The following is a 13,210-nucleotide window of genomic DNA, read 5'->3' on the forward strand; positions in this document are numbered from 1 at the left end:
TGCACCGTGACCTCGACAGACCTGCCGGACAGCCTGATCGCCACCCTCCCCGGCTCCTGCTACACGGACCCGGGAATCTTCGCCCAGGAGCAGGAGCGCATCTTCGAGACGATGTGGTTCTGCGTCGCGCGCTCGTCCGACCTGCCGAAGCCAGGCGCCTTCCGCACGGTCGACGTCGGGCGCGAGAGCATCCTCGTCACCCGCGCCCGGGACGACTCCGTGCGCGCCTACTTCAACGTCTGCCGGCACCGCGGAGCCAAGCTCCGCACCGAGGGGTCCGGCGAGGTGAAGCGTGCCTTCCAGTGCCCGTACCACGCCTGGACCTACGACCTCGACGGCAGGCTCGTCGCGGCGCCCAATCTCAGCAAGATGCCCGATGTCGGCCGCACCGAGTACGGGTTGGTGAGCGTGGCCGTGCGCGAGTGGCTCGGCTATGTGTGGGTGTGCCTGGCGGAGAATCCGCCGTCCTTCGAGGAGGAGGTCGTCGGCGAGGTCATCGCCCGGCTGGGCGACGTGGAGTCGATCGAGCACTACGACATCGCGAACCTCGCGGTGGGCAAGCGGATCGTCTACGACGTCAAGGCGAACTGGAAGCTCATCATCGAGAACTTCATGGAGTGCTACCACTGCGCCACGATCCACCCCGAACTCACCGAGGTTCTGCCGGAGTTCGCGGACGGCTACGCCGCGCAGTACTACGTGGGCCACGGCGCCGAGTTCGGCGACGAGGTCCAGGGCTTCACCGTCGACGGCTCCGAGGGACTTCAGCGGATTCCCGGGGTGTCCGACGAGCAGGACCGCCGCTACTACGCGATCACCGTCAAGCCGCAGGTGTTCATCAACCTCGTACCCGACCACGTGATCTTCCATCGAATGTACCCGGTGGCCGTGGACCGCACGGTCGTGGAGTGCGACTGGCTCTACCTGCCCGGCGTCGTGGAGAGCGGCAAGGACCTCGGCCGGTCCGTGGAACTCTTCGACCGGGTCAACCGCCAGGACTTCGATGCGTGCGAACGCACCCAGCCCGGAATGAGCTCCCGGCTCTACGCCAAGGGCGGTGTGCTGGTGCCCAGTGAGCACCACATCGGCGCCTTCCACGACTGGGTGCAGGAGCGTCTGGGCACCAGGCGGCCGCGCTGACCGGGCCGTGCGGTCACGGCCTCGCTCCGGAGCTCCCCGCGGCCGGGGCGCGCGGGCCGCTCAGCCCAGGTAGCCCATCCGGTGGCTGATCTCCTCGGCGCCCTTGAGCAGCACCGGAGCGAGCTCGTGCATCCGTTCCTCGGTGAACCGGTAGGAGGGTCCCGAGGCACTGATCGCCGCGACGACCTGCCCCTCCCGGTCGCGGATCGGCGCGGCCATGGCGTGCAGCCCGATCTCCAGCTCCTCCAGCGTCCAGGCATAGCCCCGTTCCCGGGCTTCGGCGAGGTTCTTCTCCAGCTTCGTCTTCGCCGTCAGCGTGTGCGGGGTGACCTTCTTCAGGCCGGCGTCCGACAGCAGGGCGGCACGCCCCTTGGCGGGCAGATGGGCAAGCAGGATCTTGCCGCTCGAGGTGGCGTGCAACGGGGTCAGCTGGCCGACCCAGTTGTGCGCGGTGACGGCCGCCGGCCCGCGCACCTGGTAGAGGTTGATCGCGTACTGCTCCTGCATCACGGCGATGTTCACGGTCTCGCCGATCTCCTCGGCGAGGCGCTCGCAGACCGGGCGTCCCTGCTGGGTGATGTCGATCCGCCCCGTGACGGCACCGGCCAGGCGGACGATGCCGAATCCGAGCCGGTACTTGCCGCGCTCGCCCGCCTGCTCCACCAGACCGCGCGCCTCCAGGGCGCCGAGCAGCCGGAACGCGGTGGACTTGTGAACATCGATCTCGGCGGCCACTTCGCTGACGCCCGCCTCGCCGCGCTGGGCCAGGATCTCGAGGACGCTGATGGCGCGATCGACGGACTGCACTCCGCCGGCCTGCGAACCTGTCGTTTCGGTATCCGGACTGTAGTTGCTCATGGCGAAACTATACGCGCAGTAAACAACGCCGACGCAAGTGATCGCCGATAGGCCGAAGGGGCGTCAAGTTGCGCTGAACGCAACCTAGTGCGTATAGCGCTACCCGTACTAGCATGCCTCGCGTATCGACGGCGCGAGCGAGACGAGGCACCATGGCTCCTCAGCAGTACGACTTCGTCATCGTCGGCGGTGGATCGGCCGGCAGCGCCCTTGCCAACCGGCTCTCGGCGGACCCCCGAAACCGGGTGCTGGTGCTGGAGGCGGGCCGGCCCGACTACCCGTGGGACGTGTTCATCCACATGCCCGCGGCGCTGACCTACCCGATCGGCAGTCGCTTCTACGACTGGAAGTACGAGTCCGAGCCCGAACCCCATATGGGCGGCCGGCGCATCTACCACGCCCGCGGCAAACTACTGGGCGGCTCCAGCAGCATCAACGGCATGATCTTCCAACGCGGCAACCCCATGGACTACGAGCGGTGGGCCGCCGATGCCGGGATGGAGACCTGGGACTACGCGCACTGCCTACCGTACTTCCGGCGGATGGAGAACTGTCTCGCGGCCGGTCCCGACGACGAGTTCCGCGGCCACGACGGCCCGCTCGTGCTCGAGCGCGGCCCCGCCGTCAACCCGCTGTTCACCGCCTTCCTCGAGGCCACTGAGCAGGCGGGCTACGCCCGCACCGACGACGTCAACGGCTACCGCCAGGAAGGCTTCGCTCCCTTCGACCGCAACGTGCACCGCGGGCGCCGTCTTTCGGCATCGAAGGCGTACCTCAAGCCCGCGATGAAACGGCCCAACCTCACCGTGCAGACCCGGGCGTTCGTCAGCCGGATCCTCTTCGAGGGCCAGCGCGCCGTCGGCGTCGAGTACCGGCAAGGGCGCGGCACACCGCAGCAGGTCCGCGCCCGCGAGGTCGTCCTGTGCGGCGGCGCCGTCAACTCCCCGCAACTGCTGCAGCTGTCCGGGGTCGGCAACGCCGACGAACTGGCCGCCCTCGGCATCGACGTGGTCCACGACCTGCCGGGCGTCGGGGAGAACCTCCAGGACCACCTCGAGGTCTACGTCCAGTACGCCTGCAGGCAGCCCGTGTCCGTGCAGCCGTACATGGCCAAGTGGCGTGCTCCCCTCATCGGACTGCAGTGGCTCTTCCGCACGGGCCCCGCCGCGACCAACCACTTCGAGGCCGGCGGCTTCGCCCGCAGCAACGAGGACGTGGACTATCCCAACCTGATGTTCCACTTCCTGCCCGTCGCGGTCCGCTACGACGGCTCCTCGCCGGCGGGCGGGCACGGTTACCAGGTGCACGTGGGGCCGATGTACTCCGACGCCCGGGGCTCCGTGAAGATCAAGAGCAGGGATCCGCTCGAGCACCCGGCGCTCCGCTTCAACTACCTGTCCACCGCACAGGACCGCCGCGAGTGGGTCGAGGCCGTCCGCGTCGCGCGCCGGATCCTAGGCCAGCCGGCGCTCGCGCCGTACAACGACGGTGAGATCTCACCCGGACCCTCAGTGGAGACCGACGAGGAGATCCTCGCCTGGGTCGCCAAGGAGGGCGAGACGGCCCTCCACCCCTCCTGCACCTGCAAGATGGGCACCGACGAGATGTCCGTCGTCGACCCGCTGAGCATGAGGGTGCACGGACTGGACGGGCTGCGCGTCGTCGACGCCTCGGTGATGCCGTACGTCACCAACGGCAATATCTACGCACCGGTGATGATGGTCGCCGAGAAGGCGGCGGACCTCATCCTGGGCAACGAACCGCCGACCCCGTCCAAGGCCGTGTACTACCGCCACCGCGACGCACAGAAACAGGCCCGGTAGGCCTTGGGCGCCGAGGTACTGCGGACGTTGCTCGGCCGTGTCCGCTACGAGGTGCTGCCGGCCGCGACGACCGAGGAGAAGGTCCTCGCCCATCTACCTCGCGACGTCGTGGTCACGGTCACCGCGTCGCCGGTCAAGGGCCTGGAGCCGACGCTCGCCCTCACCGAGCGGTTCGCCGCGCACGGTTACCCTGTCGTCCCGCACGTTCCCGCGCGACTGCTGCGGGACGACGCGCATCTCAAGGATGTCCTCGACCGGTTGCGTGCGGTGGGCGTCGACGACGTGTTCGTCCCGGCGGGCGACGCCGATCCGCCGGCCGGGGCGTACGACGGGGCGCTGCCGGTGCTGCGCACGCTGAGCCAACTGGGCAGGCCCTTCGCGAAGATGGGGATCACCGGCTATCCGGAGAGCCACCCCCTCATCCATGACGACATCACCGTCCAGGCGATGTGGGACAAGCAGGCGCACGCCACGTACATCGTCAGCAACCTGTGCTTCGATCCGCGCGTGCTCGGCGACTGGATCACCCGGATCCGCCGCCGCGGGGTCACCCTGCCCGTCCACGTGGGCGTCGCCGGGCCCGTGCAGCGCGCGAAGCTGCTGTCCATGGCGACAAAGATCGGGGTCGGCGAGTCCACACGTTTCCTGACCAGGCACCCCTCGTGGCTTCTGCGGTTCGCCGCGCCCGGAGGATACGACCCCGGACGGCTCCTCGCGCGCGGCGCGGACGCGTTCACCGCGCCCTCGGCGGGAGTGGCCGGACTTCACCTCTTCACGTTCAACCAGATCGCGGAGACCGAACGCTGGCGCCGCGCCCTGCTCGACCGGCTGGACGGCTGAGGTGGGCTGAACGGGTTCCGCGGAACGCTCAGCGGAAGACCACCGTGCGGTTGCCGTGCACCATGACCCGGCTCTCGGTGTGCCACTTCACCGCGTGGGCCAGTACCTGCGCCTCCACGTCGCGGCCCACCGTGACGAGATCGTCGGGTGGGGAACTGGTCGTTTTCGGATGTGCAGGAGCGTGCGTGGGTGTGCAGGGGCATGTACTGGTTCGTGGTGTTGTAGCGCGCACACGTCGTATGGCGGGCACTGTCAGTGCCCGCCCGTACCGTTCTTCCTGTTGCTGCTCAAGCGTGGTGGAGGGGAGTACATCGATGCGTGATGAGTCGCTGCGCACGATCGCTGCTTCCTTCGTGGCCGTTGGCCCGTCGGGCGTGGCGATCCGGACCCGTCTGGGCCACCTGAGCGCCGACGACGAGGAGGTGCTGCGCCTGGTGGGCGCGCATCTGGGCTCGCTGGCCTCGAAGGACCTCAAACGCCGGTGCGCCGACGGTCTGGAGCACTCCGCGGAGAGGTGGGCGGAGCGTAAGCGGGCCCTGACAAAGGAGTCTTCGTCGCGTTGGGCCGGGAGTATTACCAAGGCCACGCATGATCAGTGGGCGCTGGCGCGGCGTGCCCAACTCGCGCACATTCAAAGCCTTCAGGTGGGCGTGCGGACGATCGCGCACCGCCTGTCCCTCCCGATCGGCGAGAAGGGAAACAGGCGGGCGTCGGGCGGCTACCGCAGCGCACGGGAGTGGTTCGCCAAGTCCCGGCGCCTGCAGGTCCTTGAAGACCGGCTGAGTGCCGAGCAGGCCGACCACGCTGCGGGCCGGGTCCGGGTGGTGCGCGGCGGGAAGCGGCTCGCACGCAACCGGCACCACCTCAAGGCCGCCCAGCTCACGCAGGCCCAGTGGCGGCAACGCTGGGAAGCATCACGCTGGTTTGTGCAGGCGGACGGGGAATCGGGCAAGCGGTTCGGTAATGAGACGATCCGCGTCACGCCCGAGGGCGAGGTGTCACTGAAACTGCCTGTGCCGCTCGCCCACCTGGCCAACGCTCCGCATGGCCGGTATGCGCTCACCGGCGCTGCCCTCTTCCACCACCGCAGCGACGAGTGGGCCGACCGCGTCACCACGAATCGGGCCGTGGCCTACCGCATCCACTACGACGCAGGCCGCTGCCGCTGGTACCTCACCGCCTCCTGGACCATCCCACCCATCAAGACCGTTCCCCTGTCCCACGCCCGCACAGGCGGCCTGATCAGTGTCGATACGAACGCCGACCATCTGGCCGCCTGGCGCCTCGACGAGCACGGCAACCCGTGCGGCCGGCCGCGGCGGTTCGTCTACGACCTGTCCGGCACCGCGAACCATAGTGATGCCCAGGTGCGGCATGCACTGATCCGGCTCCTGCACTGGGCCCAACGCCACGGGCTGTCGATCGCGATCGAAGACCTCGACTTCAGCACGGACAAGACCCGGGAGAAACACGGCCGCCAGAAGCGGTTCAGGCAGGTGATCTCCGGCATGCCCGTGTCCAAGCTGCGGGCCCGGCTCGTCAGCATGGCGGCCGCACTCGGCATCACCATCATCGCCGTCGACCCCGCCTACACCAGCAGGTGGGGCGCCCAGCACTGGCAGAAACCCCTCTCCCACACGACCAGGAAAACCAGCCGTCACGATGCCGCGAGCATCGCGATCGGCAGGCGCGCCCTCGGGCACCGCATCCGGCGACGGACGGCACCGCCCCCACACGACCAGAGCGTTCGTGTGGGGCATCGGACCGCCCAGGCCGGACACGGCACCCCAGGGCGTGAGGAAACCCGCCCCCGCATCCCCGGACCACGGACACGATCCGTGTCGCCGGACGCGGCGCGAACGCGGGAGACCAGTGCATCCACCACCGTTCGGGATGCGCCAGTTGACCAGGATTGGGTACAAGACTCACCCCTGCTCACTGATCAGGAACGGTCGAGGGAGTGGTCCACCCGCACCACGTCCTGCTCGATGATCTGGCCCTCGTCCAGGTCCGGCGTCACATAGTGCGCCGTGGCGCCGACCAGCTTCACCCCGCGCTCGTACGCCTGCCGGTAGGGGCGCGCGCCCTTGAAGCCGGGCAGGAAGGAGTGGTGGATGTTGATGGCCCAGCCTTCCAGTTCCTTGCACAGATCGTCGGAGAGGATCTGCATGTAACGGGCGAGGACCACGAGGTCGATGTTCAACTCCCTTACCAGACCGAGCAGACGCGCTTCGGCGTCGGCCTTGGCGTCCGCTGTCACGGGGATGTGGTGGAAGGGGATGCCGTAGGTGTGCGCGAGGCCCTCGAAGTCCCGGTGGTTGGAGACGACGGCCGGGATCTCGATGTTGAGCGCGCCGGTGCGCCGCCGGAAGAGCAGATCGTTCAGGCAGTGCCCGAACCTGGAGACCATGATGAGCGTCCGGGTCGGGGTGGCGGCGTGGCGCAGGGCCCAGGAGATCCCGTAGGCCTCGGCGACGGGGCCGAATCGGTAACGCAGATTTTCCAGGTCGACGTCCGGGTCGGAAACGTCGAAGTGGACCCTCATGAAGAACCAGCCCTGCAAACGGTCGTCGAACTGCCGGCTCTCCAGGATGTTGCCGGAGTTCCTGACGAGGAAGCCGCTCACGGCATGCACCAGTCCGGCGGTGTCGGGGCACGAGAGGGTGAGGACGTACTCACGGCCGGGCTGCGGTCCAGGGGTCATTCGAGGTGCCTCCCTTGGTGCGTATTGCACAACCTGGTGAGCGATGCGCAACATGGTTGGGCCCTGCGAGGCACTCGGTCAAGTACGTCGGGGCAACGGCCCGGATGGCGAAATCGCAATCCACCAACCCCTTGACGTATGTCCGTTCATTCGGCCAAGGTGTTCCACCACCAGCAATTCAATGCACGATGCGCAACGCATTCTGGTCGAAGGGCTCGGCGCGTGGCAGATCTGTATGTGGATGGAGAGTGGCGTGATCCGGCGGCCGACGGCCACCGGGAGATCCGCTGTCCGGCCGACGGGACGCTCGTGGCGACGGTCTCCGAGGGCACGCGATCCGACACCGAGGCGGCGATCGCCGCGGCCCGGCACGCCTTCGACACCGGGTCCTGGCCGCAGACCCCCGAGCGCGAACGGGGCGAACTCCTGCTGCGCACCGCCGACATCCTCGAACGCGACGCCAAGGAGTTCGCCCGCGCGGAGTCGCTGGACACCGGCAAGCGACTGGTCGAGAGCGAGTACGACATCGCCGACGTCGTCTCCTGCTTCCGCTACTACGGCGGCATCGCCGGCACCGACGCCGGCCGCGTGGTGGACACCGGCCGCGACGACGCCCTCAGCCGCGTCACCTATGAGCCCGTCGGCGTCTGCGGGCTGATCACCCCCTGGAACTACCCGCTGCTGCAGGCCTCTTGGAAGGTCGCCCCGGCCCTCCTGGCCGGCAACACCTTCGTCCTCAAGCCCAGCGAACTCACGCCCTCCACCTCGATCCTGCTGATGCGCGCCCTGCACGAGGCAGGGCTCCCGGCCGGTACCGCCAACCTCGTGCTGGGCGCGGGAGCCCAGGTGGGCGCGCCGCTCGCCGAGCACCCGGCCGTGGACATGGTGTCGTTCACCGGAGGCTACGAGACCGGACGGCGCATCATGGCCGCTGCCGCAGCGACGGTGAAGAAGGTCGCGCTGGAACTCGGCGGCAAGAACCCGAACGTGGTCTTCGCCGACGCCGACTTCGAGACCGCCGTCGACTTCGCGCTCACGGCCGTCTTCCTGCACTCGGGCCAGGTCTGCTCGGCCGGGGCCCGGCTGATCGTCGAGGACTCCCTCCACGACGCCTTCGTCGACGAGGTCGTACGCCGGGCCCGGCTCATCCGCCTCGGCGGCCCCTTCGACCCCGAGGCGGAGAGCGGACCGCTGATCTCCGCGCAGCACCGGGAGAAGGTCGAGGAGTACGTCGCGGCCGGCCTCGCCGAGGGCGCCGTACTGCGCTGCGGCGGCAGGCGCCCGGACGATCCCGGGCTGGCGAACGGCTTCTACTACCCGCCCACCGTCCTCGACGAGTGCCGGCAGGACATGCGTGTGGTGCACGAGGAGTCCTTCGGCCCCGTGCTCACCGTCGAGCGCTTCCGCGACGAGGACGACGCCGTCCGCATCGCCAACGACACGGAGTTCGGACTGGCCGGAGCCGTCTGGACGCAGGATGCGGGCAAGGCCCAGCGGGTCGCCCGGCGGCTGCGCCACGGCACGGTGTGGATCAACGACTACCACCCCTATGTGCCGCAAGCGGAATGGGGTGGCTTCGGGCACTCGGGCGTGGGCCGGGAGCTGGGACCGACCGGCCTCAACGAGTACCGCGAGCCCAAGCACGTCTGGCAGAACATCCAACCCCGGCCGCAGCACTGGTTCCGCGGCTGAACGCCGAAAAGAGGTCGACCGTGACCCCCACAGAGACCGAGGTGTCGCGGCGGCGCGGCACGCCCCAGGATTCGGACCGCACCCCGGTCATCTCCGTGCGCCGGCTGTGGAAGGTGTTCGGGCCGAAGGCCGACCAGGTGCCGGGCTCCGAGGAGTTGTGCGGGCTGACCCGCCGTGAACTCATGGACCGCACCGGATGCACCGCCGCCGTGCGCGACGTCGACTTCGAGGTGTCGCCCGGCGAGGTCTTCGTCGTCATGGGTCTGTCCGGCTCCGGGAAGTCCACGCTGGTGCGCTGTCTGACCCGGCTGATCGAACCCACCGCCGGCGAGATCGTGTTCGAGGGCGAGGACATCCGCGGCGCCGACGCCAAGCGGCTGCGCGAGCTGCGGCGCAGCAAGTTCTCCATGGTCTTCCAGCACTTCGGTCTGCTGCCGCACCGACGGGTCGTCGAGAACGTGGCGTTCGGCCTGGAGATCCGCGGCATGGGCAAGGCCGAACGCACCAAGCGGGCCCTGGAGGTCGTCGAACTGGTGGGCCTCGCCGGATACGAGAACTCCTATCCCGACCAGCTCTCCGGCGGAATGCAACAGCGCGTGGGCCTCGCCCGTGCCCTCGCCGGCGACCCCGACGTCCTCTTCTTCGACGAGCCGTTCTCCGCCCTCGACCCGCTGATCCGCCGTGACATGCAGAACGAGGTCATCCGGCTGCACCACGAGGTCGGCAAAACCATGGTGTTCATCACCCATGACCTCTCCGAGGCACTCAAGCTCGGCGACCGCATCCTCATCATGCGCGACGGCAGGATGGTCCAGTGCGGCACGGGCGACGAGCTCGTGGGCGCCCCGGCGGACGACTACGTACGGGACTTCGTCCGCGACGTGCCGCGCGGGGATGTGCTGACCCTGCGCTGGATCATGCGCCCCGCGGAACCCGACGACGCCCTCGACGGTCCCGAACTCGGCCCGGACGTCGTCGTGCGCGAGGCCACCCGGGCGGTGCTGGCCGCCGAGAAGCCGGTCAAGGTCGTCGAGAACGGCAAGCTGCTCGGCATCGTCGGCGACGAGGAGATCCTCGCCGTGGTCGCCGGGCAGGAGGGCGGTGCGTGATGGCCGTCGCCGCCGACGCGACCGCGCAGGTCGCGCCCCTGCGCAAGAAGGTCGGCCGCCCCGTCGTGGTGGCAGCGATCCTGATCGCCTGGCTGGTGCTGTTCGCCGTGCTGCGCGGCCGGCAGACGCTGTCCCTCGCCGCGGCCGACCTCACCGGTCTGCACCGCTGGCTGAACGACGTCAACGACACCATCGGCGCCAACCGCAACTCCAATCCGCTCTTCCTCTACTTCTTCAATGAGATCCGCCTGGTCATCGACAACCTGGTGACGTTCGTCCAGTCCCTGATCTCACAGCCCACAGGCACCCGCCCGGTCCCGCAGATCGGCTGGCTCGGTGTCGTGGGACTCGCCGGCTATGTCTCCTGGGCCGTGGGGAACTGGCGGGTCGCCCTCCTGGCCGTCGCCGGCTTCACGTTCTTCGGACTCCAGGGCCTGTGGCAGGAGAGCATGGACACACTGGCGCTGACGCTGTCGGCAGTGTTCGTGGCCCTGCTTATCGGCATCCCGCTCGGTGTGTGGTCCGGTCTCTCCAACCGGTTCAACCGGATCATGACGCCCGTCCTGGACTTCATGCAGACGATGCCGACCTTCGTCTACCTCGCCCCGCTGACCCTGTTCTTCCTCATCGGAGGGGCCTCCGCCACGATCACCACCGTGATCTACGCGGCTCCGCCCGCCATCCGCATCACCGCACACGCCATCCGCTCCGTGCCGCCGACCACGGTCGAGGCGGCGGAGTCGATGGGCTCGACACGACGGCAGCAGCTGCTGAAGGTGTTGCTTCCGATGTCGAAGCGCACCGTGGTCATGGGTGTCAACCAGACCATCATGGCGGCCCTGGCCATGGTGACCATCGCAGCGCTGATCGACGCGCCCGGCCTCGGCAAGACCGTCGTACAGGCCCTGCAGTCGCTCGACGTGGGCACCGCCTTCAACGCGGGCCTCGCCATCGTCGTCATGGCCATCGTCCTGGACCGGGTCACCACGGCGGCCGCCGGGCGTGCGGAGGCGGCGCGCCGCTCGGGCAGCCGCTTCCTGCACTGGCGCAGGCCGCTGCTGATCGCCGGTGCGGTCGTCACGGCGGTGCTGGTGTATCTGTCCCACACCTACGTATGGGCGGCCTCCTTCCCGGGCGACGGCGGCACCGGCAGCGCCATCGCGAGCGCGGCGGACACGGCGACCACCTGGATGCAGGACCATGTGTCGGGCGTCACCAACGCCTTCCGCGACGCGCTCACCAACGGCCTGCTCAACCCCTTCCAGACGCTGCTCACGGACTCCCCGTGGTGGCTGGTGGGCGCCGCTCTGTGCGGGCTCGCCGCGGTGCTCGGCGGCTGGCGGGCCGCGGTGACCGCCGTCGTGTGCGTGGGGCTGCTCGTCGGCACGGGCCTGTGGTCGGACAGCATGACGACGCTGGCCTCGACCGTCGTCGCCACAGTCCTGGTGATGCTGCTCGGCGCCATCTTCGGCGTGTGGATGGGACGCAGCGCGCTGGTGGACCGGATCGTGCGGCCCACGCTGGACGCGGCGCAGGTCATGCCCCCGTTCGTCTATCTCGTACCGTTCCTCGCGCTCTTCGGCGCCACACGTTTCACCGCGATCGTCGCGGCCGTCGTCTACGCGGCCCCTGTCGCCATCAAGATCATCGCGGACGGGGTGCGCAACGTTCCCGAGACGACCGTGGAGGCGGCCGCCTCCACCGGCTGCAACACCTGGCAGATCATCACCAAGGTCCAACTGCCGATGGCACGCAGCGCCCTGACCCTTGCCACCAACCAGGGCCTCATCTACGTGCTCTCGATGGTTGTCGTCGGCGGCCTGGTCGGCGCCGGCGCCCTCGGCTACGACGTCGTGGCCGGATTCTCGCAGGGAGAGCTGTACGGAAAGGGGTTGGCGGCGGGACTCGCCATCGTACTGCTCGGAGTCATGTTCGACCGGATCACCCAGGCTGCGGCGCGCCGCACCAGTGCGTAAGGAGCACGACACCATGGCAAGACACTGGCGAGCCAGCGCGGCCGCCCTGGCCGCTCTCGGCCTCACCCTGACGGCCTGTTCGGGCGCGAAGGTCGGCGACAGTTCCTCCGCCGACTCGAAGAGTTCGGGCAAGTGCGGCACGTTCAACCTCGCCGTCAACCCGTGGGTGGGCTACGAGGCGGACGCGGCGGTCGTCGCATACGTCGCGCAGCACGACCTCGGCTGCACGGTCGACAAGAAGGACCTCAAGGAGGAGATCGCCTGGCAGGGCTTCGGGACTGGCGAGGTCGACGCCATCCTGGAGAACTGGGGCCACGACGACCTGAAGAAGAAGTACATCACCCAGCAGAAGACCGCCGCCGAGGCCGGGCAGACCGGCAACAAGGGCATCATCGGCTGGTACGTGCCGCCATGGCTGGCCAAGGCGCACCCCGACATCACCAAGTTCGAGAACCTCAACAAGTACGCTAGCAACTTCAAGACCTCCGAGTCGGGCGGCAAGGGCCAGTTGCTCGACGGCGACCCGTCCTATGTCACGAACGACGCGGCGCTGGTGAAGAACCTGAAGCTGAACTTCAAGGTGGTGTACGCGGGGAGCGAGACCGCGCTCATCCAGGCCTTCCGGACCGCCGAGAAGAACAAGCAGTGGGTGATCGGCTACTTCTACGAGCCGCAGTGGTTCCTGTCCGAGGTGCCACTGGTGAAGGTCGCCCTGCCGAAGTACACGACGGGATGCGACGCCGTCGCCGACAAGATCGCCTGCGACTATCCCGTGTACGACCTGGACAAGATCGTCAGCACCCGGTTCGCCAAGTCCGGCAGCCCCGCCTACAACCTGGTGAAGAACTTCAACTGGACGAACGACGACCAGAACACCGTGGCCAAGTACATTGCGCAGGACAAGATGTCCGACGATGCAGCGGCGAAGAAGTGGGTCGAGGCGAACCGCGACAAGGTCGACGCCTGGCTGAAGTAACCGCCCGCCTCCACCCGGAACCGTCCGGAGACGGTCCTGACGCACCCAGGAAGCGCGTTGCTTCACAGGGGAGCTGAGACGCGAGTGACGTG

General features: G+C 68.6%; 9 protein-coding genes and 2 pseudogenes. 8 read left to right on the forward strand and 3 right to left on the reverse strand.

Features of this window, described 5'->3' with window-relative positions:
- The first annotated feature begins 6 nt into the window (after window positions 1–6).
- Window positions 7–1,140: an aromatic ring-hydroxylating oxygenase subunit alpha gene (locus ACQEXA_RS06430; RefSeq protein WP_432936304.1), complete on the forward strand. Its 1,134-nt coding sequence runs from the start codon at window positions 7–9 to the stop codon at window positions 1,138–1,140.
- Window positions 1,141–1,200: 60 nt separating this feature from the next.
- Here ACQEXA_RS06430 and ACQEXA_RS06435 read toward each other — a convergent pair whose 3' ends face one another.
- The gene (locus tag ACQEXA_RS06435; RefSeq protein WP_432936301.1) at window positions 1,201–1,998 is read right to left on the reverse strand and encodes an IclR family transcriptional regulator; all 798 of its coding nucleotides are present in this window, start codon (window positions 1,996–1,998) and stop codon (window positions 1,201–1,203) included.
- Window positions 1,999–2,150: 152 nt separating this feature from the next.
- Here ACQEXA_RS06435 and betA point away from each other — a divergent pair, with 152 nt between their 5' ends.
- Entirely contained in the window at window positions 2,151–3,821 is a 1,671-nt protein-coding gene (gene betA / locus ACQEXA_RS06440; protein WP_432936298.1) for a choline dehydrogenase, read from the forward strand.
- A 3-nt stretch (window positions 3,822–3,824) separates the two neighbouring features.
- Window positions 3,825–4,661, forward strand: a complete 837-nt coding sequence (locus ACQEXA_RS06445; protein WP_432936296.1) for a methylenetetrahydrofolate reductase — start codon at window positions 3,825–3,827, stop codon at window positions 4,659–4,661.
- A gap of 28 nt (window positions 4,662–4,689) precedes the next feature.
- Here the strand turns inward: ACQEXA_RS06445 and purU are convergent.
- Window positions 4,690–4,818, reverse strand: a pseudogene (gene purU, locus ACQEXA_RS06450) (formyltetrahydrofolate deformylase); the annotation flags it as partial.
- 157 nt (window positions 4,819–4,975) lie between these two features.
- On the opposite strand from purU, the gene ACQEXA_RS06455 reads away from it, so the two are divergent.
- On the forward strand, window positions 4,976–6,685 hold the full coding sequence (locus tag ACQEXA_RS06455; RefSeq protein ID WP_433128973.1) for an IS200/IS605 family accessory protein TnpB-related protein: 1,710 nt from the start codon (window positions 4,976–4,978) through the stop codon (window positions 6,683–6,685).
- Here the strand turns inward: ACQEXA_RS06455 and ACQEXA_RS06460 are convergent.
- Window positions 6,613–7,365 (reverse strand): annotated as a pseudogene (locus tag ACQEXA_RS06460) (formyltetrahydrofolate deformylase); the annotation flags it as partial. The gene ACQEXA_RS06455 and the pseudogene ACQEXA_RS06460 sit on opposite strands and share 73 nt — an antisense overlap.
- A 222-nt stretch (window positions 7,366–7,587) precedes the next feature.
- Here ACQEXA_RS06460 and ACQEXA_RS06465 point away from each other — a divergent pair.
- From ACQEXA_RS06465 to ACQEXA_RS06480, 4 genes are read left to right on the forward strand one after another with little or no spacing between them, the layout of a single operon-like run.
- Window positions 7,588–9,057, forward strand: coding sequence for an aldehyde dehydrogenase family protein (locus tag ACQEXA_RS06465; protein ID WP_432936290.1), 1,470 nt, complete (start codon window positions 7,588–7,590; stop codon window positions 9,055–9,057).
- Window positions 9,058–9,077: 20 nt separating this feature from the next.
- The gene (locus ACQEXA_RS06470; RefSeq protein WP_433128975.1) at window positions 9,078–10,166 is read left to right on the forward strand and encodes a quaternary amine ABC transporter ATP-binding protein; all 1,089 of its coding nucleotides are present in this window, start codon (window positions 9,078–9,080) and stop codon (window positions 10,164–10,166) included.
- A complete protein-coding gene (locus tag ACQEXA_RS06475) occupies window positions 10,166–12,142 on the forward strand; it encodes an ABC transporter permease (RefSeq protein ID WP_433134467.1) in 1,977 nt (658 codons plus the stop codon). Before ACQEXA_RS06470 ends, ACQEXA_RS06475 begins: the two co-directional genes overlap by 1 nt.
- Before the next feature lie 13 nt (window positions 12,143–12,155).
- Window positions 12,156–13,118, forward strand: a complete 963-nt coding sequence (locus ACQEXA_RS06480) for an ABC transporter substrate-binding protein (protein WP_433128977.1) — start codon at window positions 12,156–12,158, stop codon at window positions 13,116–13,118.
- The last annotated feature ends 92 nt before the right edge of the window (window positions 13,119–13,210 follow it).

It is taken from the genome of Streptomyces sp. CA-106110, assembly GCF_050936285.1.
Taxonomy (GTDB): Bacteria; Actinomycetota; Actinomycetes; order Streptomycetales; family Streptomycetaceae; genus Streptomyces.